The organism is Planktotalea sp. (assembly GCF_965659345.1).
Taxonomy (GTDB): domain Bacteria; phylum Pseudomonadota; class Alphaproteobacteria; order Rhodobacterales; family Rhodobacteraceae; genus Planktotalea.
In genome coordinates, this window is sequence record NZ_CBFHVK010000006.1 from 173,945 (window position 1) to 200,672 (window position 26,728).

Genomic DNA, 26,728 nt, shown 5'->3' on the forward strand with positions numbered 1-26,728 from the left:
CATGAGCATTCTAAAATTCGATAACGTCTCCAAAAGCTTTGGTCAGGGCACGGCCCGCATGGATGTCCTCAAAGGTATTAACCTTGATATCAAAGAGGGGGAGTTCGTCGCGATCCTTGGATTTTCCGGCACAGGGAAATCCACTTTGATGAACTTGATTGCAGGGCTCGAAATGCCTGATCAAGGCAGCGTCACCTTCAAGGGCGCGCCTATCACTGGCCCCGGTCCAGAACGCGGCTTGGTCTTTCAAAGCTACTCTCTCATGCCTTGGCTGACCGTTGGGGGCAATGTGGGCCTTGCCGTCGATGCGGTCTTTCCAAAACTCAGCAAAGATGAGCGGCAAGAGAAAATTGATCATTACGTTGGAATGGTAGGTCTGTCGCATGCAACGACGCGTCGCCCTGCTGAACTGTCTGGGGGAATGCGTCAGCGTGTGTCTGTTGCACGCGCACTTGCGATGAACCCTGAGATGCTTTTGCTTGATGAGCCGCTGAGTGCTTTGGATGCTCTGACGCGCGCCAATCTGGCTGATGAGATCCTTGATATCTGGGAAACGGATAAGAAAACCTGCATTTTGATCACTAACGATGTGGATGAAGCAATTTTGCTTGCGGATCGCATTATTCCGCTAAACCCAGATGGCACTCTAGCCGATCCAGTCCCCGTTAACATTCCGCGCCCGCGTGATCGCGGCGCGATGAATGACGACGCCACGTTCAAAGCACTGCGCGTCAAAGTCACCAACTATTTGATGGATGTCGGCATCGCGGCGAAAGTGGAAGGGTCGCGAAACCTACCGGATGTCACGCCTATCCATACAGTCCCAGCCGCTGTCGTAGAGGCGCAAAAGGGCGGTCTTGAAGAGCGCTATCTGACATTTTCGCAACTCGACAAAGTCTATCCGACCCCAAAGGGTCCGTTGACTGTTGTTGAGGACTTCGACCTCAAAGTGAACAAGGGCGAATTCATTAGCCTCATCGGCCATTCGGGTTGCGGTAAATCTACGGTCCTAACAATGGCTGCGGGCCTTAATCCGATCTCTAAAGGGGCGATCCGTCTTGACGGTTGGAACGTCGAAGGCGCTGATCCCGAACGCGCAGTTGTGTTTCAATCGCCTAATCTGTTTCCATGGCTGTCTGCCAAGGAAAACGTCGCCATTGGGGTTCACAAGGTTTATCCAAAAGCCAGCCTTGCCGAGCGTCAGGATGTGATCGAGTATTACCTTGAACGCGTCGGCCTTGCGGACAGTATGGACAAGCAAGCGGCATCCATGTCCAACGGTATGAAGCAACGTGTCGGCATCGCGCGCGCTTTTGCCTTGTCGCCCAAACTCCTGCTGCTTGATGAACCTTTCGGCATGCTCGACAGCCTCACACGTTGGGAGCTGCAAGAGGTTCTGATGGAAGTCTGGTCACGCACCAAAGTCACTGCCGTGTGTGTTACGCATGATGTGGACGAAGCAATCCTGCTCGCGGATCGCGTCGTGATGATGACCAACGGACCGCAAGCGACCATTGGCAAGATCACAGATGTGAAACTGCCACGCCCGCGGACCCGCAAGGCGCTTCTAGAGCATCCTGATTACTACAAGTATCGCGCAGAAGTTCTCGATTTCCTTGAGGAATACGAGCACGGCGCAAAGCCCAAACCAAAACCCCTTACGAAACCAGCAGTGGCGGCAAAATAATGGCTCAAAAATTGATCATCATCGGCGCTGGCATGGCCTCTGGCCGCGCGTTGGAGCAATTAAAAAAGGCAGGCGGCGATTACGACGTCACGCTCTTCAATGCAGAACCGCGTGGCAACTATGACCGCATCATGCTCTCGCCCGTTTTGTCTGGTGACAAGACCTACGAGGAAATCGTTATTCATACGTCTGATTGGTATGAAGAGAATGGCGTCGACTGCCGGTTCGGCGAGAAGATCTTAAGCGTAGATCGTGCGGCCAAGACCGTGACGGCCGAAAATGGTGATATACTAGAGTATGATAAACTGCTCTTCGGAACAGGCTCGAACCCCTTTATCATCCCATTGCCGGGTTACGATTTGGAAGGTGTCATTGCCTACCGCGACCTTGAAGATACGCAGCGCATGATGGACCTAGGGTCTGATCACAAAGCTGTCGTCATCGGGGGAGGATTACTTGGTCTAGAGGCTGCCGCAGGCATGGCAGCACGCGGCGTTAATGTGACTGTGATCCATATCATGGGTCACCTCATGGAGCGTCAATTGGACGAAGCAGCGGGTTATCTATTGCGCAAGGCTTTGATCGACAAAGGGATCACCGTGAAATGCTCTGCCAACTCCAAGGAGATCCTCGGCGAGAACGGTAAAGTCAAAGCGCTGTTGCTGGATGATGGCACAGAATTGCCCTGCGATCTTTTGGTCATGGCCGTGGGCATTCGCCCCAACATAAAACTCGCGCAGGACGCTGGTTTGGCTGTTGGCAAAGGCATCCATGTGGACGACCAAATGCGCACTTCGGATGAAAGCATCCTCGCAGTGGGCGAATGCGTTGAACATGATGGCGCGATCTTTGGCCTTGTTGCCCCGCTCTATGATCAGGCGAAAGTGGTTGCGAAAACCCTGCTCGGGGAAGAGGCGCAGTTCGTTCAAAAAGAGCTATCGACCAAGCTGAAAGTTACAGGATGTGATTTGTTCAGTGCAGGTGATTTTGCCGAAGCAGAAGGGCGCGAAGATATCGTCTTCCGTGATCCAGCCCGCGGTGTTTATCGTCGCCTTGTGCTAGAAAATAACACCGTCGTTGGCGCGGTCATGTATGGTGATACAGCCGACAGCAATTGGTTCTTTGGACTGATCCGCGACAAGACTGATATCGCAGACATGCGCGAGACTTTGATCTTTGGTCCAGCCTATCAAGGCGGTGCCCCCTCGGACCCGCTCTCAGCCGTTGCAGCGTTGCCGCGTGATGCGGAAATCTGTGGCTGCAACGGCATTTGCAAAGGCGAAATCGAAGATGCAATCGCAGCAGGATCGACGGATCTGGCCGCCATTCGCGCAACGACCAAAGCGTCGGGGTCTTGTGGCACATGCACCGGTCTTGTTGAGCAGGTCTTGGCCGTCACTTTAGGTGATGACTTTGTTATACCAGCGGCAGCGACAGTGTGTGGTTGCACCGACATGACCCACGAAGACGTGCGGCGCATGATCAAATCTCAGGAATTGAAATCGATGCCTGCGGTTTGGCAGGAATGCGGTTGGAAAACATCCTGTGGCTGCCACGTTTGCCGTCCTGCATTGAATTTCTATCTGCTTGCTGATTGGCCACTTGAGTATCAAGACGATCCACAGTCGCGTTTCATTAACGAACGCAAACACGCCAACATCCAGAAGGACGGCACTTTCAGCGTCGTGCCACGCATGTGGGGTGGGATTACCACGCCGAAAGAGCTGCGCGCGATTGCGGATGCGGCTGACAAATTCGCGGTTCCGACTGTCAAAGTCACAGGCGGACAGCGCATCGATTTACTGGGTGTCAAAGGCGAGGATTTGCCCGCGATCTGGGATGATTTGAACAAGGCGGGCATGGTTTCTGGCCACGCTTATTCCAAAGGTCTGCGCACGGTAAAAACCTGTGTTGGCACCGATCATTGCCGTTTTGGCACACAGGACAGCACAGGCCTTGGGATCAAGCTTGAGAAAGCGCTTTGGGGATCTTGGACACCTCATAAATTGAAACTTGGAGTGTCGGGGTGTCCGCGTAATTGTGCAGAGGCCACTTGCAAAGATATCGGAATTGTCTGTGTCGACAGCGGCTATCAGATCAGCATCGGCGGCGCGGCTGGTATGGACGTGCGTGAAACCGAATTGCTCTGTCAGGTCACGTCCGAGCAAGAGGTCATGGACGTCGTCAAAGCTGTCACGCAGTCCTACCGCGAAAACGCCAAATATCTGGACCGCATCTATAAATGGATGGGGAAAGTTGGCCTTGAATGGATTCAAGAACAGGTTGCTGATTTGGAAACCCGCGCGGCACTCGTCTCTCGCTTTGAGCTGTCTCAAACAATCTATCGCAAAGATCCATGGGCGCAACACGTTGAAAAAGCCGAGACGTATCAGCCACTTGCAAACCTAACTTTGGAGGCCGCGGAATGAGCACTTGGATCGATATCGCGGCCTTAGATGCCGTCCCACAACGTGGAGCACGGTTGGTTAAAACCGTGCATGGATGTGTCGCAGTGTTTCGAACGGTCAAAGATGAAGTCTTCGCGCTCGACAATGCGTGCCCGCACAAGCAAGGGCCTCTGGCGGAAGGGATTGTACATGGCAACGCCGTAACATGCCCTTTGCACAACTGGGTTATCTCGCTCGAAACGGGCACGGTGCAAGGCGCGGACGAAGGGCAAGTTGCGACCTATCCAGCCAAGGTTGAGGACGGGCGCATCTTGCTAGACGCGCAGTTTCTGACGCAAAGGGCCGTCGCATGACTTTGACGCGCACCACATGTCCGTATTGCGGTGTTGGCTGCGGTGTTCTCGCGGATGCGGGCGGCAATATTGAAGGTGATCCAGAGCATCCTGCGAACTATGGCCGGCTTTGTTCGAAAGGCTCTGCTTTAGGCGACACCATTGATCTTGAAGGACGATTGTTGCGCCCCCAGATCGCGGGGCGTGATGCAGGTTGGGACGAAGCGTTGGACCTTATGGCCGCAAAGTTTAGCACGGCTATTCGAGATCATGGACCAGACAGCGTTGCCTTTTATGTCTCTGGTCAAATCCTGACGGAAGATTACTACATCGCAAACAAGCTGATGAAGGGGTTCATCGGCTCCGCAAATATCGACACAAATTCGCGTCTTTGCATGGCCTCATCCGTCGCGGGGCACAAACGTGCGTTTGGCACCGACACTGTTCCGGGCACTTATGAAGATCTCGAAGAAGCGGATTTGATCGTCTTGGTTGGATCGAACCTTGCATGGTGCCACCCTGTTTTGCATCAACGCATCGCAGCTGCAAAAGCTGCGCGTCCGTCGATGAAAGTGGTCAACGTAGATCCGCGCAAAACGGCGACAACGGCGCTTGCCGATCATCATTTGCGCATCGCGCCGGATGGGGATGTCGCGCTTTTCAATGGTTTGCTCGCGTATTTGGCTGACACGGATCAGCTTGATCAGAGCTACGTCGCACAGCATGTAAACGGCGCTTTGCCTGCTATTACACAAGCGCGCCTTGATGATCCTTTGGACAGCGGGTTAAGCCAAGCGGAACTCACTCAATTTAATCACCTCTGGGCCGGCACAAAGAAAGTCGTCACGGTTTATTCCCAAGGCGTCAATCAATCGCGCAATGGTACCGACAAGGTCAATGCGATCCTGAATTGCCATCTCGCGACGGGTCGCATTGGTAAAGTTGGCTGCGGTCCGTTTTCTGTGACAGGTCAACCCAATGCGATGGGGGGGCGTGAGGTCGGTGGGCTTGCCAATATGCTCGCCAATCACCTTGATATTGAAAACGCAGCTCACCGCGCGCGAGTTCAAGAGTTTTGGCAAAGCCCGACCATGTGTACGCAGGCGGGCCTAAAGGCTGTGGATATGTTCAAGGCCTGCGCAGATGGACAGATCAAAGCCTTGTGGGTCATGTCAACGAACCCTGCTGTCAGTCTGCCAGATGCAGAGAACGTGGCGAATGCAATTGCAAATGTACCCTTCGTGGCTGTCTCCGACATCATGGCGCGCACGGATACGGGCGATCTGGCGGATGTGCTTTTGCCTGCAACCGCTTGGGGCGAAAAAGACGGCACAGTCACCAACTCAGAGCGACGCATTTCTCGACAGCGCGCATTCCTGCCCGCACCGGGCGAAGCGCGCCCTGATTGGAAAACGCTGTGCGATGTTGGCGTGCGCATGGGATGGGGCGAGGCGTTCGCGTTTGAAACTCCCGCCGAAGTTTTTGCCGAGTATGTTGCGCTGTCAGCGGCCGCGCAAGACTTTGGCCGCGATCTTGATCTTAGCATATTCGCGGATGTTGATTACGCCAATTTGATCCCAACACAATGGCCCAAAGACAACACACGTTTCTTTGCCGATGGTCAGTTCTTTCATGCAGATGGCAAAGCCAAAATGCTGCCAGTCTGTGCGCCTGAACTCAGCGCGTGCGACGGCTTTACTCTGAATACAGGGCGCAATCGCGATCAATGGCATACGATGAGCCGTAGTGGCAAAGCTCCCAAACTGGGCAGTCATCTTGCTGAACCCTACGCTGAAATTCATCCCAAAGATGCCGCCAAGTTGGGCGTTGAGGTCGGGGATTTGATTGCGCTGTCAAACGCCCAAGGCCGAGCGGTTCTGCGTGCGCGCATCACTGATCAGGCAGCACTTGGCCAGATTTGCGCGCCAATGCACTGGACTCGCCAACAAAGCAACACAGGCTTGATCAATACGCTCACAGCGCCTGTGCTTGACCCCATTTCAGGCCAACCAGCGACCAAGAATAACACAGTCAATGCGCGCAAGTTCGACGCGAACTGGTTTGCTTTCGCTGCGAGCGCCAAGCAAATGAACCTAGTCGGGGAGTATGCAGCGATTGCGCGGTCTTTGACGGGCTGGCAAGGTGAATTTGCAGGTCTGGAGCAGCCTCAGGATTGGGAGGCATTTGCGCGCAAATCACTGTCTTTGCCCAAGGCCACGGCGAGTGAGCTGCACGACAGAAACAGCCAAGCGACGCGGCTTGCGTTTCATGAAGGCAACAGGCTTGTGGGCGTCTTTTTCATCAGCCCCGATCCCGTTTCGCTTGCTCGCAATACGGTCATTTCGCTGATTGGAACGGATGCCCCCGCACTTCAGGCTTTGGCGGGGCGCAGCGGCGCTGATCAACCTGATCCGGGTGTTACGATATGCGCCTGCATGAACGTAGGTGTGAACACCCTGCGCGCGGCGATTGCGGGTGGTGCTTTGAGCATTGACGGGCTCGGTGCGGCGACATGTGCAGGCACAAATTGTGGATCATGCAAACCTGAGCTCGGGGCGTTGTTAGAGCAGGTGCAACTGCCAATGGCAGCCGAATGACGCTCGCGTCCTATGTTCGCATTGTCGCCCAAGGCAAAGGTCGCGCGCGCGCTCTGACCCAAGCGGAGGCGATGAGCGCTATGGGCATCATCCTATCGGGCGAAGCGGCGCCCGAAGCGCTGGGCGCTTTGCTGATGGTGCTGCGCCTGCGCGGTGAAACGGACGCCGAGATCGCGGGTTTCACTGCGGCCTTGCGCTCAAGCAGCAGCCGTATCCCACAAGCTGATCTTGATTGGCCGTGTTATGCAGCGGGACGCACGCGCGGTGCGCCGTTGTTCCTTTTGTCCGCAAAATTGGTTTCACAAGCCGGTTACAAAGTCGCGTTACATGGCTGGAATTCACATCAAGGGAGCGTCGCCGATCCGCGCGCAGCACTTGTCGCATTAGACCTTGAGGGGGATAGGCTGGCCTATTACCCGCTGGAACATTTAAGCGAACCTGCGTTCAACCTTTTGCGTTTGCGCGACACATTCGGACTGCGCAGTTGCATAAACACTGTGCTGCGCATGTGGAACCCAAGCGGTGCGCGTGTCTCTGTTCAAGGCGTATTTCATCCATCCTATCGCGGTTTGCAATCGCGTGCGGCCACCTTGCTAGGGGATCAAAACCTGACCATCATAAAGGGTGGCGGCGGTGAATTTGAACGCCATCCTGCCAAGGACACAGCGGTGTTCGGGTTCCGCAATGGCGTTGAGCTGAACGAGGTCGTCCCAGCCGATATCGATGTGACCCGCCGTCTGCATGATCCCGATCAACCTGTTGATTTGGCTGCTCTTTGGAGTGGCGGAGACGAGAGCGACTTTGCCACAGCAACCGTGATCGGGACAGCCGCCTTGGCGCTTTGGTCTTTGAATGCTGCAGCTACAATCGAACAAGCGACAGAACTCGCTAAAAGTCTTTGGGCCACAAGACATCAAGACAAAAGGAGAGCAGGATGAAAACCTTCCCAATGTTCCTTCAAATGCAAGGCAGGCGCGTCATTATCGCCGGTGGCGGCGAACAAGCTGCTCAGAAGTGTCGCTTGATCTTAAAGACTGACGCCGCGATCATTTTACTTGCGCCATCCCTTGACCCCGAATTGTCTGATCTTCATGCGCAAGGTCGTGTGGAATGGCGAAAAGGTCCGATTGGCACAGCTGATTTTGACGACAGCGCCTTGGTTTTTGTGGCAACCGGATGCCCTGCAACGGATGCTTGCCTTCATATGCTTGCCAAAGGGGTGGGGGCTACGGTGAATGTCGTCGATCAGCCGCATTTGTGTGATGTGATCACGCCGTCGATTGTGGATCGATCACCCGTTGTAGTGGCAATTGGAACCGAAGGTACTGCGCCAGTTCTCGCACGTCAGATCAAGACGAAAATGGAGCAACTCTTAGAGCCGCGCCTTGGCGATCTGGCCGCTTTGGCTGGACGCTTGCGTGACCGCGCAAGCTTGCGATTAGAACCGCGCCAACGTCGAGATCTATGGCGTTGGGTGTTCTCCGGTTCGGTCCGCGACAAACACGCAAAGGGATCTGAGCGCGAAGCAGCTCAGATGATTAAACAAGCGATTGATACTGCAAATTTTGGCGATGACACTGTGGGCTCAGTTGCGCTTGTAGGAGCAGGGCCCGGATCAAAAGACTTGATCACGCTCCGTGGTGTGCAGCGTTTGCAAGAGGCAGATATCATCTACTACGACCGCCTCGTTGATCCTGAAATCCTTGATCTTGCGCGCCGCGATGCAGAACGCGTTTACGTTGGCAAAGCCCCAGGGTGCCATCATTGGCCGCAAGACAAGATTTCTGGTGTGATCGTTGCCGCAGCGAAACAAGGCAAGCGTGTTGTTCGCTTGAAATGTGGTGACCCCGGCGTTTTCGCGCGCGGCGCTGAAGAAGCGGATGCGTTGAGCGAGGCAGGCATAGCTTATGAAGTTGTTCCCGGTGTAACCGCAGCCAGCGCGGCATCTGCGGCCTTGGGTGGTTTCCTGACGGAACGCGGTACATGCGATACACTGATGTTGGCAACAGGGCAGTCTGCGCAAGCTGGGAAACTGCCTGATTGGATGACGTCGATGCGGCCCGGTATGCGCGTTGCGGTTTACATGGGTGTTGGGACTGCGGTGGATATAGCCCAAGGCTTGATGGGCGCTTCGCTGGCACAACACGTCGAAATCGACATTGTTTCGAATGCGCAACGCAGCAATCAGGTGGTCGCGAAATGCACAGCAGAAACGCTTGTCCAGACGATAAAGAGCAACGCCATTGAAAATCCAGCGATCTTGTTTTTGACTTGGCCCCACGCGTTTTCGCGGACGCTAATGCCCCCACAACCTTCACAAGCGGCCTGCTAACAAGAGACTTTTCGCACAATGCAAAAGGTGCAACTGAGCAAAATTTCTCTTATCTACCATAAGCGCAAAGTTTGGAGCAAAGAGCGGATCATTGGCCGGGTGCCACTGATTATTTCAAACAACTTTGCTGAAAACTTAATTCAGTTTGGTGTCTAAATCGTCGTCCCAAGTCTAATTAGGGTGATCGGTGGCCAGAGTTTCAGTTTATACGGCTTGTGCATTATCCTATTAGTCGACGCAGCTGCATGGATCACGTTTGGATTTGCACCAAGAACTCTTCAAGCAGACATCGTTTCCCGAAAGCTGCGAATTACGATTGTCGATCTATTATTTGTTTTGAAGAATGTTGTTGCATCAGCGAAAGCGTTTAGCCGAGGGTTCACTTTGCCCCAAATCCAGTGATGTTTGATTTCTTCGTAGTGAAAGGACAGTTTAGATTTGGCATGAGAGCACGGATTGGAATGGCTGGTTTGTTGAAGTTCGAGGCACTGCAAAAAGTTAGCTGCCGAAAAAGCGAACAGATGCGGTAATAGTAGCTTGTCCAAACATCAAGGTCGGGAAAGCTCGAATAATGAAAATTCTCAATGCTTCAGAATTTGCACTTGCAGGTAATGACCGTAAAGCGGGCTGCGACCACAGCATCGCAAGTAGGCTGTGAATGTCTCCTATGGGCCGTCCATGTCGGTGAAGGTACGCCCCTGATGCGAAAACCCTGCGACCGATCTAATGGCGGCAGTGAGCCCATTGCAACCGATGCTGCGTAGTCAACGAATGGCCGTTTATTGTCCTACACACTGGACTATCAGCGGCAGGCTTGTCGGCAAGTTTGGAAGGACCCTACGTCAGACGGTCACCCACGTCCGTACGTCAACTGTGCACGGGCGTACGTTTTGCTAGTGCTTCTTGCAGTGCAAAGTGCTCGTTTTCAGGCATGGAAACAGACTCTAGTGCTCCGGGGAAGGTGCCGTCTAAAACCGCATTCTTGAAGTACTGGAGCGCGCGAAGTCTTTCGTTTGAAAGCTCTTTACGGATCGAGCGCAGGTCTCCAAAGGCGCGTGCATGGCGCGGCGGATTTTCAACATCACCACAAATATCTTCGAGGTACAGCAATATGACGTCGCCAGCAGACCCGGCCCCAATCGAGTGGGTCACAAGTTTAGAATGATGTCGGACTGCTTCCAGGGCGTTGTCTGCAACACATTCCACCTCGACCGCAAAGGCACCAGCCTCTTCCAAGCGCCGGAAATCCTCGAGCAATTCGAGCGCTTCTTGCGCCGTCTTACCAATAATGCGCAGACCTCCAACCTGGGTTGAGCGCCGTGGCACCAGCCCGAGATGCCCCTGAACAGACAAGCCCTCCTTGACCAGCATCTCGACGACCTCAAGGCTGCGCGGGGTTTGAATTGCATCCGCTCCAGCCTCGGCTGCTTTGATCGCAGCACGCAGGATTTCGTCTTTTGTTGCGTATTGCGTCATAGGCAGGGTCGCGCTGATGAACGCATTGGGCGCGCCTGCGCGGATGATCGGCGTCATCGTGTCCCAGATCGAAAGGTGGTCAATTCCGGCTTCGGCACAGGCCATGGCTTCTTCCTCTGTGCCGGGTACTGTGGAGGTGAACTTACAGGTCCCCCGGAGCTGAATGAAATCGGCCACAGTCAAATGTCGCTGGGCTGGTTCGCCGCCAAATGTGTAGATTTTCTTGAGCGCCATTATCCGTTCCTATCAGGGTGCCAGCGTTTCGGTATGGCCGTCGACAGCCAGAATCTGGCCGGAGATTTTGGCACCAGCGGGTGACGCCAGAAAGCTGATGGTGTTGGCAATATCCTGTGCTGTGACCCAGGTTTTCATCGAGACACCTTTGACATAGCTTAGGCGCACCTCCTCCTCATCTTGCCCACGCGCTTGGGCCTCATTGGCGATGACGCGGTCCATGCGCGGACCGGTGACAGCACCAGGGCAGATGGCGTTCACACGCACGCCCGCCTCACCCAGCTCCATTGCCAGCGTTTTTGTCAGGCCAACGATGGCCCACTTAGCCGCTGCATAAGGGCTACGCAGGGGATAGCCCATTTGCCCGGCAGTGGAAGACGTCAGGCAGATCAGCCCGCTCCCCTGCGCACGCATCAAACGCGCCGCCCACCGGCAGGTCAAAAAGCTGCCGTGCAGGTTCGTGGCCACGCAGGTCTGCCATTCCGCATAACCTAGCGTTTCGATCCGCCCGGCCGGGCCGCCCGTGCCTGCGTTGGCGCAAACGACATCAACGCCCTGCCAGTCTGCCTCCAGCCCTTGAAGGAAGGCATCCATTTCCGCCTCATTGGTCACGTCAGCGCGCTTCGTGATCAACTGCGGATGCTCTACCGCCATCGCGTCAAGCTGCTCTTGATCGACATCGCAAATGGCCACCTGCGCACCGTCACTCAGAAATTTCTCTGCAATCGCCCGGCCAATGCCCGCCGCGCCTGCGGTCACGAGAACGCGTTGTGTCATTGGCTATTTCCTAAGTGAGATTGGCTTTTTACGGGCCCGCACCTTTGCCAGCCCATCCGCTGTCCCGTCATGAAAGGATCCGAACCAGCGATCCCATGGCATTTCCGAGTTTCCGTAATTGCACTCGAAGTATCGGTGATGAAGTTGGTGAAAGAAGTTGCCCATCTCCAGCCGGGCGTTCTTTCCAAGGATCAAGGCGTCATATCCCGAATGGGACGTCGCCGTGGCCAGCGTCAGCCAATACAAGTGAAACAGCATGTGAACCGGGTGCGACGGCACCACCAGATGGATCAGCAGCGACGACATGTAAAACACATGCTCAACCGGGTGCATCGAAAAGCCCGACCATGGGCCAACCGCAATGTTGCGGTGGTGCACGGAATGGAAGCGGCGGTACATCGGTCCCCAATGCAGTAACCGATGCACGCAGTAGAAGTGGAAGGAATACCAGATCCCGATCAGTACAAACCACGCAACGAACCAGACAGGGCTTCCGGCCAGTGTGACGGCGGGCAGCCATCCATTCGCATATCCCCACCACATGCCAACTTCGTAGACCGTCCAGATCGTCACACCGCTGAGCAGGGCATAGGTCACGTTGTCCCAAAGCTGGCTGCCGAAGGCATAGAGGCGTGCATTCGCCGTTGGCCCCCGCCGGTCATATCGCAGCGCGTCGCCTTGTTTCTTCCAAGTGTACAGCCACAGGTGTAGGGCTGTCGCGATCAGCGTGAACATCACGATGTTGCGCAGCCAAACGGCTGCAATCCATCCGAATTCTAGGGATTGAGTGAGTTCTGGCGCGGGCTGCAGCCACATCCAAACGGCGATGGCGATCAGCACATAGATCGCCAGCTCCGAGATCGGTAGCCAAGCGCTCAGGTACCATTTGAGCGAAGCAAAGGGCCGTGGCGGCGCTTCGAAAACGGGGGATGTGTCGATCGGCAACGCAGGGTGCCAATTCCATTCCCGGCTTTCGCCAGCAGGCGCACCTGCAACCAGTTGAGATGCGTCAATTTCAGAAGATGACATAGGCAGACCTACCGAATAGAAGATACGATTAACGCTATCCTACGGCGTGCTTTGGCGCATGAATATTGCACAATGCGCATAAGTTGATATCAAAAATGCTATGATTAAGCCGTCCATACATTTGCCGTCCGTCCGCTGCCTTATGGCCTTCGAGGCCAGCGCACGATTGGAAAGCTTCACCGCCGCTGCGCGTGAGTTGAATACGTCACAATCCTCGATCAGCCGCCATATCTCCGACCTTGAGGCCATTCTGTGTGCGTCCTTGTTTGAGCGCAGCAAGCAGCGGGTTCGGTTGACCGAGCAGGGCAAGCATCTAGCCCGTCGTATTGGTCAGGGGCTGGACAGTATTCTCGACGGTATGGAGCAGGTGGCAAATTGGGACGTCGAAGCGCCGGTGATCATTGGCTGCACACATGCGATATCGCATTTGCTAATCATGCCAGTGTTCAATGCCTTGCAATCTGCGATCGGTGATCAGGGACAGGTACGCATCATGACGGCGGAATACGCAACGCTGGACGCACATCTGGACCCGCAAATTGACATCCGTTTTGATTATGACGTCACCGGCATTCCATCAGAAGACTATGTCTTGTTGTTTTCCGAAGCGGTGAAGCCTGTGTGTTCGCCGGAGTTCAAAACGCAAAATGCGGCAGCATTGGCCAAACATCCGGGGCACTGGCCTGATCTTCCCTTGCTCGACATGTCTTTGCCCAACCGAGGGTGGGCAAGTTGGCACGATTGGTTCCGATCTTATGACGCAGAGCTACCCTCAACAGCACCGCGCAGATTTGACAACTACATCTATCTTCTCGAATCCTGTGCTGCAGGCCAGGGTCTGGCACTTGGCGCGCGCCATTTGGTGGAGTCCTATCTGTCTGCAGGTCGGTTGGTTCAGGCACACGAAGACTACATAAGCTACGAACGCGGTTTTTATGCGGTTCTATCGGAACGGGGACGCACCCGAAACGCACCACGAAAATGTCTTGAAGCTTTGACCCAGTTGATAGGTCGCCAAGACTGACCTGGTAAGCGGCTAAAAGGACGGCAATCGGCTTGCTTCGTAGAACAGAGCAGTAATGGGAAGATTCGTGGTCCAGCTCGTCTCTCAGGAAATGTCGCCAAAGGCGTTGAATCGAAACTACTCAGGCGAAATCAGCCGCTGCCTCTGAAACCTCAAACCCAAACAGTTGTTTCATCCTTAAGCAGACCTGAATCTAGGCCTAGAGAAAGCTCACTTTGTCCGCATTGTGGACATTCGTTCGACTTGCAGCATCGGGAAGTTTGGGCTCACTGCGGACCTTAGCTGCACGTGTCTCCAAGGTCTGCTGCGCGGACAAACCCGCCTTTTGCATCCGCTGCTATTGCTCACGCAGCATTTGCTCGCTCGCGCAGCACGGAAACTTCGGCGACGCAGCGATTTTCACCAAACCAGCCCTTCAATCGGGTAGAAAATGGTGAAACCTAAACCGCCCTTTCGCTGCGCCTTGCAAAAACTCGAAAGACGTGGACTTTGCGGTTATTGCCCTTCGTGGTGTTTGCTGACGCAGCAATTGCTTGCAGGCGCTGAACACTGATCGCTGCGTCGCAGCCGCTGTATCCAGACCGGTCATTAAAGCCATTTTGAGGCGTGAGACTCAAACCGTCTTTCGCCGCAATCGGAACCGTCCATTGAGGAGCGGAGCAAATTGACCTAACCGTTCTTGTAACTAATGGCCGCTTTTCAACTGCGGAAAATCGTACGCCCAACAGCTTTTTGAAGTTGGCAGCCTTTTGTAAATTGAAAAACCGAGGATGGACCTCTGATTAGCGATCGGAAACAAGATGTATTGACGCATGATTGCTTGCCGACACTTGACTCTGCGGCCGCTCAGGTTCCGCGGAACAGGTCAAAGTGGGGCGGACAATGTGCTAACCCATCTTAAACCATGCCCTGTTTTGCGTCGCGCGCTCAAAGCCATGCGCGAACACGGATTGCATATATGCCTGAGAAAACCGCTCTGACGGGTCAAAGTCGATATCTGCATCGGCGGCGATTGACGCAACTGACAGCTCCAAGCCTGCTTGCTGGATGAAGTAATGTGCCGCGTCCACGGTGGCGGCAGCACTTGAACGAACCATGAGGGTCAAAGCATGTTGCGAGATGCCAATGACGGTCCGTGCAACATGCTGGGGAGCCGGTCTTAGGGTGTTGTTGATCAACATATAGAGATGCCCACCCCGACAGCGCTGGCTTTCGTCGTCAACGCGCGCCCGTGTCATCTTCGCCGCCACCAGAAAGCGCTAAGATGTTTGGCGCGCTGCTCATGGACGGCGCATGAAGGTGGCGCTCCCAAAGATCACTTGAAAATCGCGCGTCGAACCGCGATGCCTCTTAAGGGTCGGTTTGTGTACCAAAATACTATGCGGGCATATTCGGAAGGTTACCCGCGCAGGCGGCCAAAGCGGTACCCGACAAGCCAAGCAAAACCAACCGCCTGCTCAGGGCAGGGCTGGCCCCAGATGCTGCTCCGGTCAACCTTTGATTATCTTGCTAGAGAACCATGTAAATAAAGCAGCCGCGAAGGTTACGATCAACATGATAACTCCGATTACGAAAGGGCCCAAGATGAATGTCGGAGCCAAGGTAACCCCAGCGGCGACAGTTGAAATCGCAAATAGCCAGACAGCGGGCTTGCGGCGCAGCAAAAGAAACGGCACCGCCAAGATGCCAGTGACATAAGTCAGGTGCGCGGCGATCAGTTCCCAGGTTGGCCGGATTTCGATGAAATGCCGATACTCGTCCGTCAAATTCATCGCTGCAACGGGATCCATTTGCTCGCGGATCAAAAAATAGACCATGCTATTGAAGGCCGAGGCAGCTAGCGCAACGCCGCAGACTTGGACGGTTGGATGACGTAAAATGGACAGCATTGGAAACTCCTTCATTTACTGTATGTGTGCCGCGACACAAACGGTGATCTGAACCACAGATCGCGACAATCTCTTCAGGCTTAGGTCTCTTTATCGCCATCTCTGGTCCTCCGCTTTCCTAACTATAGGGGCGGACCACTTCAAAGGGGGAGGCTCAGCTTTAACCATCGCTGAGAAGATCGGCATCTAAGCATATTGCGAACGGCAGTCGCTATGCAGCTGCGGGCCGTGGACGCAGATACCAGTACCAGACGCGGTAGGCTTCAAGTGCGATCAGCGGGCCAAAGTGGACAAGGGCGGGTGCGGCGCCATTCCAGTTATGCAGTGCGGCCCAATGGACTAGTGTCAGCACGGCGGCGGCATAGGTCCAGCGTTGCAACCATTTCCACCATGTCCCCATCTTGCGCACGAAATAGTCCATCGACGTCATCGCAAGTGGTACGAAAATGATGAACGCGACCCAGCCCGTCCAGATGTAGAGGCGTGGCAGTTCATCGACCACTATGGTCAGTGACGCCTTATCAAGCAGGTAGAAAATCGTGTGCAGCAACGCATAGCCAAATGACGCAACGCCCAGATAACGGCGGTTGCGTTTGAGCCATTGCGGCCCTCGCCATCCTTTCAGCAGCATCGCCAAAGGGGTCGCCATCATCGTCACAATCAACAGCCTTGCGGAGGTTTCACCAGATGGGTGCACAAGTTGGTTGAAGATCTTCGGATCCGTTGATGTCAGCGCCGTGAAGGTCATCATGACCCCAAGAGAAGCCAACACTGCCCATGTGAAGTATGGTGAGGTTGCTGCAAAGAAACGTTGCATATCGAGGTCCAATCCAATGTGGGTGTTGGGGTGATAGGCCCGTGCTATGAATTTTCGTCGCGGCTCGGGCGATATTTTATTTTTTGAGGGCGGGGATCATGCGCGCCAGTGTGCCGTCCTTGCGGACGAACTGGTTGAAAAGGGCGGCGGCGGCATGGGCGGTGATTAAGGCAAAAAGCACGATATTCAAAAGCCAATGCACATAGCCCAAATCGGCGACACCGTTCCACGTCATCCCACCTGTAACCACCATGGCAATCAACGTGCCATAAAGCGACCAGTGAACAAGAGTGGCAATCTTGGCCTGCATCGGGGATGTGCCAGGGGCGTGACCCGGCGCGCCGTAGCGATAGCGCAGATAGAGCCGCGCGAGCACGGCCAGCAGGATCGTCGATCCAAAGCCCACATGAACCAACGCCATTGTCATATCGTTGCCTTCGGGTGTGGTGCCTGTTTGCATGGCCTCGATGGTGCGTTTCATCGGCTCGTTGAAAAGCCATTGCACCCAAATGGCGGCGAAAACGACCCAGTGCAAAATGATCTGTGCGGGGCGGTAGGATGTCGGGGTATCTGTCATAATGCTCTCCTATTTGGCAGCGCGAACGCTCACTGCGACGCCTGCGGGGTCGGTTCCGCGAAAGATATCGCCGTCTTGTTGCAGATGTGGTGAGGCGACGTCTTCACCATGTGTGAACAACTCGTAGTGCACCAATCCAGCCATATCTTGTGGCATAGGCGGGCGGTTTGGCCCGGCCCAGATATTCATGGCCAAACGGTGCGTGTTGGGCGCACCCGCGCCCATATCGGCAAAGCCCCAAGCGTCCAGCGTCAGGTGGCGTTCAAATCCAAGGGTTTCGAACCAGTCCAATGCGGGCTCCAGTGCTGGCACCTTGAAGTGCAGATGCGCGAGGTAGCTGTCGTCTGCCATCGGTACCATTGGATCTGCGCCCGCTGCATGGGCCAGTTCGGCCCTCACATCCAGCGGTCCACGTCCAGAATGGGCGTTGCCGTCAACATCGTACAAAGTCAGGCCCTTGGACATATCTCCAAAATGGCTGAACCGCTCGGGTGTCTCATAGGTGATCTCAATCTCCAGACCATCAGGATCATGGAAGTATAGCGATTTCGCCATTAAGTGATCCGTCGGCCCGACCTGCACATTCATTTGTATCAAACGGGCAAGCATGCGTGAAAACTCGACCTGACTGCGCACGCCGATAGCGACGTGATACATACCCGTGAAGGGCGCTTTGACGGGGGTTTGTGCACCGGGGCGAAGGATGATCAGCGTGCTATCTTTTGTTCCAAGTGCAACGCCGGGCGCTGAGTGATCGCGTTGGATCAGCCCCAAGGCTGAAGTCCAGAACGCAACCGCGCGATCAAGGTCGGTCACCCGAAGTTCGACCTGCCCCCAAGACAGGCGGTCAGTTTGCGGGGAAAGGTTCGTGTCGGCGGCAAGCGCAGTATTGAGCATGGGAAGGCAACCTTTTGCAAAGGAAAGTGCGCCCCGGCGGGAGAAACCGGGGCGCTTAGGGGTGGATTAAGCGCGTGGTGCGATCGGTGCCTTGTTCGTGCGGCCCCAGATCACAAAAGCGGCCAGTGCAAACAGAACCAGGTTAACCGGCACTACCTCGAATTCACCGCGGAAGATGTGTACGCCTGCTGCCAAGACCATGATGACACACAGACCAGCTGCAGCCCATTTCGTAAGGTGAGGCATAATGCGTGTGGCGGCAGGTAGGATCAGACCCAAACCGCCTGCGACCTCGGCAAGGCCAATGAATTTAATCAGCAGGAAGGGTGCGTTTTCGGCCCAGCCCATGCCCATCGCGACCAATTCGGCTGATCCGGACATCAGCTTCGTCGCGCCTGCCATCAAGAACATTGCGGCCAATAAGGCTTGGGCGACCCAAAGGCCAATATTCCAGCCCTTGCTGGTCTGTACGGGGTTTGTGTCAATCGTTGTCATGTCGTTCTCTTTCCAAAAAATCGCTTCTGCAGCGCGTTGTGATGAGAACAGGAATAACTGTTTCTCTTTGCGACATCATTAGGGTATCTATTGAAGCAACATTTACTGAGAGTTGATTATGGACACATTATTAAGCCTGCGTGTTTTTGCTGAAGTCGCAGAGCACAAGAACTTCTCTGCCGTCGCGGACCGGCTCAACATCTCGCCTGCGATGACCAGCAAACACGTCAAACATGTCGAAGCCCGCGTCGGGGCGCGCTTGCTCAATCGCAATAGCCGCAACGTGAGCCTGACCGAAGCTGGTGCGCAGTATTTGCAGACGATCCGCCCTTTGCTTGATGGCTTGGCCGAAGCTGAGGCGCAATTGACAACAGACAGCCTTTCGCCGCGTGGTACGCTCAGAATGTCGATGCCTGTTTGGATGTCCAATCCGGCCTTTGCTAAAATCTTGAATGCATATCATCAGCAAAACCCGCATGTCACGTTTGACATCGACCTGAGTGGCCGCAAGATCAACATGGTTGAAGAGGGGATCGATCTGGCGCTGCGTGTTGCGTTCAAACTGGACGATGGGCTGATCGCGCGAAAACTAGCAGATGTCACGTTTCAGATGGTGGCGGCACCAGCTTTTCTGGACAGCTTTGGCCGCCCCGAAACCCCAGACGATCTAAACAACGCCCCTATGCTTGCTTACTCTCAAGTTGCAGCGGACGGGCGCATAAAATTTGGTGGGGAAAAAGGGATGGATATTAAGCTTCGGCCAATTTTGACCAGCTCTAACGAAAGCATTCTTCACCAAGCGGCTGTTGCAGGTATGGGCTTGGCCATGCTTCCGAACTGGGCCGCTCAGGATGATTTGAAAGACGGCCGACTTGAGGTCGTGTTGCCCATGGCTGAATGGCCGAAATTGCATATTCAGGCGATTTACGCTGATCGTAGCTATCTACCTGCCAAGGTAAGAAGTTTCCAGGACTTCTTGGCTGGACCAGATGGGTTTTCTGGCGTTTTGAGGTAATATGTTGACGACCAAACGTATGACCTGAGCGCAAAACCTTTTAGCTTAACAAAATGGTGCCGCGCATCGCAGGCTACGGCGTTGGTCTTATTCTTGTCGTTGCTCTATTGCGACTGGCGAAAGGCGGAAGGCGAGGATAGCGGCCGTTTAAACCAAAAGTTTCGACAACTGCTTCGTCCGCAACTTGTGAATTCGCGACCGTCTTGATTTCGCGGTTGCAGCGAATGGCCGGTCTGACGGGCCGCACCGCAGCAAGGCGATCAATGGTTGAATGGCCTCTGTGGGTGGCTCCTGCATTGCAAGTGTTTTCTGGTGATATTCGCGGGCTTTTCGTCAGTACTGTCGTCTGTGCGGCCTGTTTATGTTTTGGCATTGCCTCCACTGGCCCTGATGAATTCCGCGAGCAAGGTTCCAATCGGCTTATCGACCTCAGAGGGCCGCAGCCATTCCCGGAGTATCCGCTCTTGGTTGATTTAATTCCGCATCATCACTTCAACGTCTTGCATCTCGTAGACAGATGGCGCGATTAGAACGCGGGCTGCCTGTATTCCTGTTTCTTCGTCAGCATCGCCCAGATGGAACGCGCTGCCTTGTTTGCCATCGCGACTGTTGCCAGCCGGAACGGTTTGTTGGCGATGATCTTGGCTGTCCACAGATCGACCTTCTCTGGCGAACGTTTCGCCATCACAGCGCGAGACGTCATGCCCACGACCAGCAGCTTGCGAATGTAGCGGTCGCCAGCCTTTGTGATCTTGCCCAATCGCTCCTTGCCGCCACTGGACTTATTAAGTGGGGTCAGCCCCAGCCAAGCCGCCAGATCGCGCCCGGTGCGGAATTGTTTTGCGTCCCCGATCGTGGCGACAATGGCCGATGCCGTTATTGGCCCAATTCCTGGCATGCGCATCAATCTGCGCGCATCAGCATTTAGCAGAGCATGTTGTTCGATCATCTTTGAGTAGCCTTCGACGCGCTCATTCAAACCGATGAATTGGTAGCACTGGATACCGAGCATCCCGTTTGCGATCTCGGGCATGTCCGGGTGATCACCGCCCAGGTGGCGCTTCGCGAAGGCCGTAACTGCTTCGATCCTAATGGGCAGAATGTGTCCGAACTCGCGCAACAGGCTGCGGATCATGTTGGCCAGCTGGGTGCGCTGCCGGACTGCCAGATCCCGCGTGCGGTGGATCGATAGAATAGCCTGTTGATCCTCGGTCTTGATCTCGACAAAGCGCATCGTCGGACGCCTGACAGCTTCGCAAATGGCCTCCGCGTCCACTGCATCGGTTTTGCCACGCTTTACGTAGGGCTTCACGTAGTTCGCAGGCATCAGCTTAACGTCATGGCCAAGCTGACGCAAAGTGCGACCCCAATGGTGCGCTGATCCACAGGCCTCCATTCCGACCGTACAAGGTGGCAGCGTCTCAAAGAACGCCAAAAGCTTCGCACGCTTTATGGCCCTGTTGAAGATCACGCTCCCACTTTCCGAAATACCGTGAACTTGAAAAACATCCTTGGCCATCCCTCTCGGGACATTGCTACGCAATGCCCTGCCGGTCAGTGATCTAGGCCTACTGTCTTAACTGTCATTGGGTGGCTCCTTTCCTAACAGTTGATGATAACTGCACTTTGGCACATTCGATGCCGGTGGAGCAGGAGCCACCCACCTCATCCGCATTGGGCCGAACTTTCGATTGAAGTTTTTGACTTCTAGTGTTGTTCTTAGCACTAGACCAATCTCAATTTTCTGGAGTGCTGCATGACTGCTCGAAAAAGTACCGACTGGATCGCCTTCGCTGCAGCGCTCACCTCCTTTTGCGCACTAGTTGTATCTGTGATCACCTTAGTTCGTGATGCGTCAGACCGACGTCTTTCCGTACAACCAATCCCTGACATCTCGTATTTTCACAGGATTGAAGACTTCAGATTGAATTTAAGAAACCGGGGACTTGGGCCGATGTTGGTAAAACAAGTGCGATTTCACCATCCTGATGGTGAAGTTACCGAACGACTATTTCCAAAATCGCACTTTGCAGATGGGCCTCTAGTGCGGGTTTTTGACCCTGTCTTCATGGTTCGAATCGATACAACTTCAGCAATCTCTGCGGGAGAACAAATCGAGATGGCACGATATGAATATAAGTCCACTCAAACGAAAAACTATGCTGCCTGCTTAGAGGAACTGGCGACCGGGGTCGAAGTTCATGTGATCTATGAAGACATTTACGGGACGACTTTTTCACCTTTTGTCTACCAAATCCCGGCAGGAAATCAGGTATGTGAGTAGCGATGCGACATCAATTCTTGCTTGCCCTATACTCCCGCCTTAAGCGTAGGCCACGCTCACATGGCGAATGCCGGCAATGCAGGCTGCGGCCGCAGCATTGACGGATAAGGTTTAAGGTCGGCTCCGGGCCGTCATTAAGTAAATACAGCTGACTCTCCATCACTTCCATTTGCGAAGATGTCCGGTTGACGTTGTCTACCTGTCGAGAGATATTTTTTCCAACAGTTGAAACTGGCACGACAAATTACCATTTGTCACGCGGCCGAAGATTGAAAGTACAAGTCATGACAGAGACCTTTGAGAAAGAGACTTTTTCCTTCCAGACCGAAGTGGGTCAGCTCTTGGAAATCGTCGCAGGATCTCTTTATTCCAACCGCGAGGTGTTTCTGCGTGAACTGGTCTCTAACGCGTCGGATGCCTGCGACAAGCTCCGCTATGCCGCTCAGACAGATGCATCGATTTCTCCCGCTGAGGATTTCGCGATCTCGCTGGAAATTGACACCCAGAAAAAGACGCTTTCAATCTCGGACAACGGTATCGGCATGAACCACGCCGATCTGCTGGCTACATTGGGCACCATCGCCAAGTCTGGCACCAGTGCTTTCATCGAAGCGCTCAAAGCCGACGACAACGACAAGCCCGGTTTGATCGGCCAGTTTGCGTTGGCTTTTACTCGGCGTTCATGGTGGCCAGCACAGTGGACGTCCTAACGCGCAAGGCGGGAGAAACTGAAGGCTGGCTTTGGTCGTCTGATGGCAAGGGTGAGTTTTCCATCCAATCTGCCGAGCGTGCGGGTACGGGCACCACGGTCACGCTGCACCTAAAGAAAGACGCTAGGGAATTCGCTGAAGAGGCCCGCATCCGGCATATCATCAAAACCTACTCGGAGCATATCAGCTTTCCTGTCAAACTGGACGAAGAGACTCTGAACGCGGCGGAGGCGCTCTGGACGCTTCCAGCCAAGGACATCACAGAGGAGCAATATGCCGAGTTTTACCGCCAGACGTCCCATGCATTTGATACGCCTTGGCATGTGCTACACAATAAAGTTGAAGGTACGCTGAACCACACTAGCCTCGTGTTTGTACCGAGTACCCAACCATTTGACCTGTTTGAGCCTGAGCGCAAAAGCCACATCAAACTTCACGTCAATCGGGTATTTATCACGGAGGCCACAGTGGATTTGATCCCTGCCTACCTGCGCTTTTTGCGCGGTGTAGTGGATAGTCAGGACCTGTCATTGAATGTTTCTCGAGAAATGCTGCAAAGCGACCCAAAGCTTGCCAAGATCAAGACGCAGATCAGCAAGAAGGTGCTGAGCGAGTTAAAGAAGAAAGCCAACAAGACACCGGAAGACTATGCTCAATTCTGGGGTAATTTTGGTGCTGTGCTGAAAGAAGGCCTTGTCGAAGAAGCCGCCTTGCGTGATCGCATTCTGGAAATCTGCCGCTTTGCCTCTACTGGTGAAGGGTCGCTGAGCAGTTTGGCCGATTACGTGACGCGCATGAAAGAAGGGCAAGAGGCGATCTATTACATTGCCGGTGATGATGCTGCCAAACTGGCACAATCACCACATCTGGAAGGGTTCAAAGCAAAAGGGGTTGAGGTGCTGCTGCTCTCTGACCATGTGGATGAATTCTGGCTGCAGCACATCACCGAATTTGATGGCAGATCTTTCAAATCCATCACGCGCGGCGCGGCGGATCTGGATAAGGTCACCGCAGACAACAAGGAAGATGATTTAGCTGACGAAGCGGATCTGTCCGTGCTAATCGCTGCCATCAAGGATGAGTTAGGCGAAGCGGTTAAAGACGTCCGACCGTCCAAGCGTTTGACAGATAGTCCGGTCTGCCTAATTGCTGATGACGGCGACATAGATGTTAACCTTGAACGCCTACTCAAACGCCACGGTCATTTGGAGCACGGCGCACCGAAGGTGCTCGAACTGAACGCGGGCCATGCATTGATCACTAAACTGGTAGAGCGCGCGCAGGGCGATGGAGCGAGCGAAGACAGTTTGCTCAAAGATGCTGCGCATTTGCTGCTTGATCAGGCGCGCATCGTCGAAGGCGAAACGCCGTCTGATCCGCCTGAGTTTGCGCGACGCCTAGGCATGGTTTTGGCGCGTGCCTTTGCCGGATAAAGACCAGACTAAGAATTCAACTATTCTAGGCCCTGCACCAACGGTGGGTTTCGGGAAGGCGGCTAATTGAAGTAGCCTTCCCTCAAATGTCCGGAATGGGCCGAGAACGCCACGATTTTTAGCGGCATCAATTGCCGAATCTCGGTGGACAACTGGTTCTTCCGCATCGATACCTTCCGGCTAAGCTCTCACTGATCAACGTATTTCCGACGTCCAAACAATCAACTGTAAGCGTCCCACATAACCGGCAGTATGGGCCGTTGGCTACCAGCGGAAACTCCACTTAATGCAAGAATGCTGCGGGAAAACATCGGGCAAGAAAGGCTCAAAGCCACTTTTCATTGTTCTTTCATCAAAGGGCTGCAACACGCGCAGCCTTTATGCCTAGAATGACCCCGCGAGGGGTGATGATCAGGCCCGCTACTTGTTACCCAACGTGCTTCTGGTGCTTTGGTGTTAAGCAAGCCAAACTTCCATGATGTTTAAAGAAAGAGATTTTCATGATCACGGTCCATCATCTGAATAATTCTCGCTCACAGCGCATCCTTTGGCTGCTTGAAGAACTCGGCGTCGCTTACACGATTGAGGTCCATCAGCGTGATGATGTGACCAATCTTGCGCCTCCATCACTGATCGCCCTACATCCATTGGGCAAATCGCCGATGATCGAGGTTGATGGGCGGCTGATCACTGAAAGCGGCGCGATTGTTGAGTATTTGTGTGCTTGTTACGGGCCGCACATGATCCCAAACAAAGACACAGATGCGCACATACGGCATCTGGAAATGATGCATTTTGCCGAAGGCTCGGCTATGATCCCGATACTGTTGCAGCTTTATGTCGGAAAACTAGGGGGAGCCGGAGAGCCGCTTGCGCCGCGGATCAAACATCAGCTGGAAAGTCATTTTGACTATATGGAAGGGCTGCTGCGCCCGTCATGTCACTTCGTGCAGGACGAATTGTCGGCGGCGGATATCATGCTGAGCTTTCCGGCGGAAATAGCGGTACGTCAGAACCGCAGCAACCGGTATCCTAAGCTCACGGCATTCGTTGATCATATTCAATCTCGGCCGGCCTATAAGCGCGCAATCGAAAAAGGCGGCAAATACGCATTTGCATGAAAACCTGAGCTCAACTCTGGACATCGATAACTTACGTTAGAATCCAACGGGCCGTCTGGATCAAACTCGTAAAGAAGAATATCTTTCCCTAACTGTCAGGAGAACATAATGTCGGAAAATCGAGCCCGTTCAAGAGCTTTCGTTTCCTCAAGACTTGATGGGTTTCGCAATCTCGACCCCAAGGATCGTCTGGCAAACCTCACTGAGATGACAGGGATAAGCGACGCAGATCAAAAAGCACTTAGCGGCATAGATGCACTGCCCATTGAGCTTGCAAACGGCATGATTGAAAATGTCATAGGAAAATTTGAAATACCCTTGGGCGTTGCAACTAATTTCACTGTGAATGGCCGTGATTACTTGGTTCCTATGGCTGTTGAAGAGCCCTCAGTCGTTGCGGCAGCGTCTAACATGGCCAAGATTGCCCGTGGTTGTGGGGGCTTCTCCACCTCCAGCACTAGGCCGATTATGCGTGCGCAGGTTCAAATCCTTGATCTTGCAGATCCGCACGGCGCACGCATGCGCATTCTTGAATCCTCTGACGCCTTGATCGCCTTAGCAAACTCGCGTGACAAGGTGCTCATCGGGCTTGGAGGCGGGTGCACTGACATCGAAGTACATGTTTTTGACGATACACCTATTGGCCCCATGGTCGTGCTTCACCTGTTGGTTGATGTGCGCGACGCAATGGGCGCGAATACGGTCAATACAATGGCGGAAATGATTGCGCCAAAAGTCGAAGAAATCACCGGCGGCAATGTCCGATTACGCATTCTATCAAATCTTGCAGACAAGCGACTTGTTCGTGCAAGAGTGTCGATCACACCAGCTGCGCTGAGCACTGAAACACTAGATGGCACAGAGGTAGCACGAGGCATTACAGAAGCTTGCGCATTGGCCATTGTCGATCCCTACCGTGCGGCGACTCACAACAAGGGGATCATGAACGGAATTGATCCGGTTGTTGTAGCGACTGGAAACGACTGGCGTGCTGTGGAAGCGGGTGCTCACGCATGGGCCGCAAGATCGGGGCGTTATACAGCGTTGTCGCGTTGGGAGGTGGCGTCGAGTGGAAACCTTGTTGGCTCTCTCGAACTACCGATGGCTTTAGGAATTGTCGGAGGTGCGACGAAAACGCATCCGGCGTCGCAAGCGTCTTTGCGTTTGATGGCCGTAACTTCGGCGACGGAATTGGCCGAAGTTACAGTTGCTGTTGGCCTCGCCCAGAACATGGCGGCGCTACGAGCGTTATCCACCGAAGGCATCCAAAAAGGCCATATGGCGCTACACGCCCGCAACATAGCGATCACTGCTGGCGCTAAGGGTCAAGCCATTGACGTTGTCGCTAAGGCGCTTGTCGTTGCAGATGACGTGAGCGTTGACAAGGCTAAGGACGTGCTAAGCCAGATCGCTTGAAAAACATAAAGAAGCGGTCGAAACCAGCGTCTGTTGATCCCAAAAAAACGGTATGCAATCTCCCAAGATCTGCTTTTCGTTGACTTAGACTTCTCATCTCGAATGGCTTTGTTGCACAAATCGGGCACTGTAGGATTCACTGTGTGAATCCAGCGTGATAGCTCGCGGACATGAGCAG

General features: G+C 54.1%; 24 protein-coding genes. 14 read left to right on the forward strand and 10 right to left on the reverse strand.

All coding sequences use genetic code 11. The annotated features are described in order from the left end of the window. Position 1: 1 nt before the first annotated feature. From ACTG3Z_RS06695 to cysG, 6 genes are read left to right on the forward strand one after another with little or no spacing between them, the layout of a single operon-like run. Positions 2–1,687, forward strand: a complete 1,686-nt coding sequence (locus tag ACTG3Z_RS06695) for an ABC transporter ATP-binding protein (RefSeq protein ID WP_439142074.1) — start codon at positions 2–4, stop codon at positions 1,685–1,687. Further along, entirely contained in the window at positions 1,687–4,116 is a 2,430-nt protein-coding gene (nirB, locus tag ACTG3Z_RS06700) for a nitrite reductase large subunit NirB (protein ID WP_439142075.1), read from the forward strand. Before ACTG3Z_RS06695 ends, nirB begins: the two co-directional genes overlap by 1 nt. Further along, the gene (nirD, locus tag ACTG3Z_RS06705; RefSeq protein WP_439142076.1) at positions 4,113–4,448 is read left to right on the forward strand and encodes a nitrite reductase small subunit NirD; all 336 of its coding nucleotides are present in this window, start codon (positions 4,113–4,115) and stop codon (positions 4,446–4,448) included. Before nirB ends, nirD begins: the two co-directional genes overlap by 4 nt. Then, positions 4,445–7,024: a nitrate reductase gene (locus tag ACTG3Z_RS06710; protein ID WP_439142077.1), complete on the forward strand. Its 2,580-nt coding sequence runs from the start codon at positions 4,445–4,447 to the stop codon at positions 7,022–7,024. Before nirD ends, ACTG3Z_RS06710 begins: the two co-directional genes overlap by 4 nt. Next, entirely contained in the window at positions 7,021–7,962 is a 942-nt protein-coding gene (locus tag ACTG3Z_RS06715; RefSeq protein WP_439142079.1) for a glycosyl transferase family protein, read from the forward strand. Before ACTG3Z_RS06710 ends, ACTG3Z_RS06715 begins: the two co-directional genes overlap by 4 nt. Next, positions 7,959–9,356 (forward strand): siroheme synthase CysG, encoded by a 1,398-nt coding sequence (gene cysG, locus ACTG3Z_RS06720; RefSeq protein ID WP_439142080.1) that lies wholly within the window; start codon positions 7,959–7,961, stop codon positions 9,354–9,356. Before ACTG3Z_RS06715 ends, cysG begins: the two co-directional genes overlap by 4 nt. Before the next feature lie 867 nt (positions 9,357–10,223). Here cysG and ACTG3Z_RS06725 read toward each other — a convergent pair. The 3 genes from ACTG3Z_RS06725 to ACTG3Z_RS06735 are packed head-to-tail and all read right to left on the reverse strand — an operon-like array spanning position 10,224 to position 12,872. After that, on the reverse strand, positions 10,224–11,066 hold the full coding sequence (locus tag ACTG3Z_RS06725) for a 3-methyl-2-oxobutanoate hydroxymethyltransferase (protein ID WP_439142082.1): 843 nt from the start codon (positions 11,064–11,066) through the stop codon (positions 10,224–10,226). Between the two features lie 12 nt (positions 11,067–11,078). Continuing rightward, positions 11,079–11,843 (reverse strand): SDR family oxidoreductase, encoded by a 765-nt coding sequence (locus ACTG3Z_RS06730; protein ID WP_439142084.1) that lies wholly within the window; start codon positions 11,841–11,843, stop codon positions 11,079–11,081. Between the two features lie 3 nt (positions 11,844–11,846). Further along, positions 11,847–12,872, reverse strand: coding sequence for a sterol desaturase family protein (locus ACTG3Z_RS06735; RefSeq protein WP_439142085.1), 1,026 nt, complete (start codon positions 12,870–12,872; stop codon positions 11,847–11,849). 100 nt (positions 12,873–12,972) lie between these two features. Here ACTG3Z_RS06735 and ACTG3Z_RS06740 point away from each other — a divergent pair, with 100 nt between their 5' ends. Continuing rightward, on the forward strand, positions 12,973–13,896 hold the full coding sequence (locus tag ACTG3Z_RS06740) for a LysR family transcriptional regulator (RefSeq protein WP_439142087.1): 924 nt from the start codon (positions 12,973–12,975) through the stop codon (positions 13,894–13,896). A gap of 887 nt (positions 13,897–14,783) precedes the next feature. On the opposite strand, the gene ACTG3Z_RS06745 is transcribed toward ACTG3Z_RS06740, so the two are convergent. From ACTG3Z_RS06745 to ACTG3Z_RS06770, 6 genes are all read right to left on the reverse strand, one after another. Further along, complete coding sequence (locus ACTG3Z_RS06745; RefSeq protein WP_439142088.1) at positions 14,784–15,134, reverse strand: hypothetical protein; 351 nt, start codon at positions 15,132–15,134, stop codon at positions 14,784–14,786. A 252-nt stretch (positions 15,135–15,386) separates the two neighbouring features. After that, a complete protein-coding gene (locus tag ACTG3Z_RS06750; protein WP_439142089.1) occupies positions 15,387–15,785 on the reverse strand; it encodes a hypothetical protein in 399 nt (132 codons plus the stop codon). Between the two features lie 211 nt (positions 15,786–15,996). Further along, positions 15,997–16,602 (reverse strand): sulfite oxidase heme-binding subunit YedZ, encoded by a 606-nt coding sequence (locus ACTG3Z_RS06755; protein ID WP_439142090.1) that lies wholly within the window; start codon positions 16,600–16,602, stop codon positions 15,997–15,999. Positions 16,603–16,678: 76 nt separating this feature from the next. Next, positions 16,679–17,179, reverse strand: a complete 501-nt coding sequence (locus tag ACTG3Z_RS06760) for a cytochrome b (protein WP_439142091.1) — start codon at positions 17,177–17,179, stop codon at positions 16,679–16,681. A 9-nt stretch (positions 17,180–17,188) separates the two neighbouring features. After that, on the reverse strand, positions 17,189–18,076 hold the full coding sequence (locus ACTG3Z_RS06765; protein ID WP_439142092.1) for a VOC family protein: 888 nt from the start codon (positions 18,074–18,076) through the stop codon (positions 17,189–17,191). Between the two features lie 66 nt (positions 18,077–18,142). Then, positions 18,143–18,571, reverse strand: coding sequence for a DoxX family protein (locus tag ACTG3Z_RS06770; RefSeq protein WP_439142094.1), 429 nt, complete (start codon positions 18,569–18,571; stop codon positions 18,143–18,145). 118 nt (positions 18,572–18,689) lie between these two features. Here ACTG3Z_RS06770 and ACTG3Z_RS06775 point away from each other — a divergent pair, with 118 nt between their 5' ends. Further along, positions 18,690–19,586 carry a LysR family transcriptional regulator gene (locus ACTG3Z_RS06775; protein ID WP_439142095.1) on the forward strand — a complete coding sequence of 299 codons (897 nt, stop codon included), beginning with the start codon at positions 18,690–18,692 and terminating at the stop codon, positions 19,584–19,586. A gap of 263 nt (positions 19,587–19,849) precedes the next feature. Beyond that, positions 19,850–20,116: a hypothetical protein gene (locus ACTG3Z_RS06780; protein ID WP_439142096.1), complete on the forward strand. Its 267-nt coding sequence runs from the start codon at positions 19,850–19,852 to the stop codon at positions 20,114–20,116. Here ACTG3Z_RS06780 and ACTG3Z_RS06785 read toward each other — a convergent pair. After that, a complete protein-coding gene (locus tag ACTG3Z_RS06785; RefSeq protein ID WP_439142098.1) occupies positions 20,113–21,105 on the reverse strand; it encodes an IS110 family transposase in 993 nt (330 codons plus the stop codon). The genes ACTG3Z_RS06780 and ACTG3Z_RS06785 overlap by 4 nt on opposite strands. 237 nt (positions 21,106–21,342) lie before the next feature. On the opposite strand from ACTG3Z_RS06785, the gene ACTG3Z_RS06790 reads away from it, so the two are divergent. The 5 genes from ACTG3Z_RS06790 (at position 21,343) to ACTG3Z_RS06810 (ending at position 26,550) form a co-directional block, all read left to right on the forward strand. Continuing rightward, complete coding sequence (locus tag ACTG3Z_RS06790) at positions 21,343–21,870, forward strand: hypothetical protein (RefSeq protein ID WP_439142100.1); 528 nt, start codon at positions 21,343–21,345, stop codon at positions 21,868–21,870. 284 nt (positions 21,871–22,154) lie between these two features. Then, entirely contained in the window at positions 22,155–22,580 is a 426-nt protein-coding gene (locus ACTG3Z_RS06795) for a hypothetical protein (RefSeq protein ID WP_439142101.1), read from the forward strand. Then, entirely contained in the window at positions 22,568–24,013 is a 1,446-nt protein-coding gene (htpG, locus tag ACTG3Z_RS06800) for a molecular chaperone HtpG (protein WP_439142103.1), read from the forward strand. The genes ACTG3Z_RS06795 and htpG overlap by 13 nt, the downstream gene beginning before the upstream one ends. A 500-nt stretch (positions 24,014–24,513) precedes the next feature. Next, positions 24,514–25,134: a glutathione S-transferase family protein gene (locus ACTG3Z_RS06805; protein ID WP_439142105.1), complete on the forward strand. Its 621-nt coding sequence runs from the start codon at positions 24,514–24,516 to the stop codon at positions 25,132–25,134. 108 nt (positions 25,135–25,242) lie between these two features. Beyond that, positions 25,243–26,550, forward strand: a complete 1,308-nt coding sequence (locus tag ACTG3Z_RS06810; protein WP_439142107.1) for a hydroxymethylglutaryl-CoA reductase, degradative — start codon at positions 25,243–25,245, stop codon at positions 26,548–26,550. Positions 26,551–26,728 lie beyond the last annotated feature (178 nt).

Excerpts from the sequence above, each read along its gene's own strand:
- ACTG3Z_RS06745 (WP_439142088.1), bottom strand. The coding sequence starts at position 15,134 with ATGACACGGGCGCGCGTTGACGACGAAAGCCAGCGCTGTCGGGGTGGG.
- ACTG3Z_RS06740 (WP_439142087.1), top strand. The coding sequence starts at position 12,973 with ATGATTAAGCCGTCCATACATTTGCCGTCCGTCCGCTGCCTTATGGCC.
- nirD (WP_439142076.1), top strand. The coding sequence starts at position 4,113 with ATGAGCACTTGGATCGATATCGCGGCCTTAGATGCCGTCCCACAACGT.
- ACTG3Z_RS06765 (WP_439142092.1), bottom strand. The coding sequence starts at position 18,076 with ATGCTCAATACTGCGCTTGCCGCCGACACGAACCTTTCCCCGCAAACT.
- nirB (WP_439142075.1), top strand. The coding sequence starts at position 1,687 with ATGGCTCAAAAATTGATCATCATCGGCGCTGGCATGGCCTCTGGCCGC.
- ACTG3Z_RS06750 (WP_439142089.1), bottom strand. The coding sequence starts at position 15,785 with ATGCTGTCCATTTTACGTCATCCAACCGTCCAAGTCTGCGGCGTTGCG.
- ACTG3Z_RS06725 (WP_439142082.1), bottom strand. The coding sequence starts at position 11,066 with ATGGCGCTCAAGAAAATCTACACATTTGGCGGCGAACCAGCCCAGCGA.
- ACTG3Z_RS06785 (WP_439142098.1), bottom strand. The coding sequence starts at position 21,105 with ATGGCCAAGGATGTTTTTCAAGTTCACGGTATTTCGGAAAGTGGGAGC.
- ACTG3Z_RS06780 (WP_439142096.1), top strand. The coding sequence starts at position 19,850 with ATGGTTGAATGGCCTCTGTGGGTGGCTCCTGCATTGCAAGTGTTTTCT.
- ACTG3Z_RS06730 (WP_439142084.1), bottom strand. The coding sequence starts at position 11,843 with ATGACACAACGCGTTCTCGTGACCGCAGGCGCGGCGGGCATTGGCCGG.
- ACTG3Z_RS06755 (WP_439142090.1), bottom strand. The coding sequence starts at position 16,602 with ATGCAACGTTTCTTTGCAGCAACCTCACCATACTTCACATGGGCAGTG.
- ACTG3Z_RS06710 (WP_439142077.1), top strand. The coding sequence starts at position 4,445 with ATGACTTTGACGCGCACCACATGTCCGTATTGCGGTGTTGGCTGCGGT.
- ACTG3Z_RS06810 (WP_439142107.1), top strand. The coding sequence starts at position 25,243 with ATGTCGGAAAATCGAGCCCGTTCAAGAGCTTTCGTTTCCTCAAGACTT.
- ACTG3Z_RS06735 (WP_439142085.1), bottom strand. The coding sequence starts at position 12,872 with ATGTCATCTTCTGAAATTGACGCATCTCAACTGGTTGCAGGTGCGCCT.
- ACTG3Z_RS06715 (WP_439142079.1), top strand. The coding sequence starts at position 7,021 with ATGACGCTCGCGTCCTATGTTCGCATTGTCGCCCAAGGCAAAGGTCGC.
- ACTG3Z_RS06770 (WP_439142094.1), bottom strand. The coding sequence starts at position 18,571 with ATGACAACGATTGACACAAACCCCGTACAGACCAGCAAGGGCTGGAAT.
- cysG (WP_439142080.1), top strand. The coding sequence starts at position 7,959 with ATGAAAACCTTCCCAATGTTCCTTCAAATGCAAGGCAGGCGCGTCATT.
- ACTG3Z_RS06790 (WP_439142100.1), top strand. The coding sequence starts at position 21,343 with ATGACTGCTCGAAAAAGTACCGACTGGATCGCCTTCGCTGCAGCGCTC.
- ACTG3Z_RS06695 (WP_439142074.1), top strand. The coding sequence starts at position 2 with ATGAGCATTCTAAAATTCGATAACGTCTCCAAAAGCTTTGGTCAGGGC.
- ACTG3Z_RS06775 (WP_439142095.1), top strand. The coding sequence starts at position 18,690 with ATGGACACATTATTAAGCCTGCGTGTTTTTGCTGAAGTCGCAGAGCAC.
- ACTG3Z_RS06805 (WP_439142105.1), top strand. The coding sequence starts at position 24,514 with ATGATCACGGTCCATCATCTGAATAATTCTCGCTCACAGCGCATCCTT.
- ACTG3Z_RS06760 (WP_439142091.1), bottom strand. The coding sequence starts at position 17,179 with ATGACAGATACCCCGACATCCTACCGCCCCGCACAGATCATTTTGCAC.
- ACTG3Z_RS06795 (WP_439142101.1), top strand. The coding sequence starts at position 22,155 with ATGACAGAGACCTTTGAGAAAGAGACTTTTTCCTTCCAGACCGAAGTG.